This is a genomic window from Arcobacter sp., assembly GCF_050300555.1.
Lineage (GTDB): Bacteria > Campylobacterota > Campylobacteria > Campylobacterales > Arcobacteraceae > Arcobacter.
The window spans coordinates 1-509 of record NZ_JBNKXY010000463.1 but is presented as its reverse complement, the minus strand read 5'-3'; the positions used below and the strand labels follow the sequence as shown (position 1 = coordinate 509).

Here is a 509-nt window from a genome sequence, read left to right as displayed (position 1 = left end):
TTCTCGAGCAAAGTGGTCCATTTTCCCACAGTTGAAGCATGGAAAGTTGCTGGCGGGAAACTACTGTGGTGGCCTGATGGCAGCCTGCTGCGGTGGTGGGGTAGGGGCACGATTGAACTGCTGCTGTTGCTGCTACTGGAATTGTCGCGGTTGAAATTATGGGCGATGGCCCTAGTTTTGCTGCTATTGTGGTCGACGTAGCTGACCCCCCAGGTGGGGTATACATCATACGATGCCTCGGAGGAGCACCGCTAGAACTACCACTGTCAGTGGATCTAGGCATCATCTTCTTTCTCTTTTTCTCATTGGCCTCAGCAACGACCTTCATCATTCTCTCTTGATCAATAGCTGCACTTGCCAATTTATTATATGACAGATTGGTGAACTGTACCAGGCGCTCTTGTAGGTGGATGGTGAGTCATGCACGGTACAGGTTGGCCTTCTTCTCAATCGTATCGACGTGGTACGACCCGTATTGGGCAAGGGTGTTTAACTACCTCGTGTAGTCG

At 50.9% G+C, this 509-nt stretch carries 1 protein-coding gene; it reads left to right on the top strand.

Annotation, left to right across the window (positions count from 1 at the left end):
• A partial coding sequence (locus tag ACQY5W_RS13665; protein ID WP_428025517.1) for a hypothetical protein occupies window positions 1-201 on the top strand: 201 nt, incomplete at its 5' end.
• Window positions 202-509 lie beyond the last annotated feature (308 nt).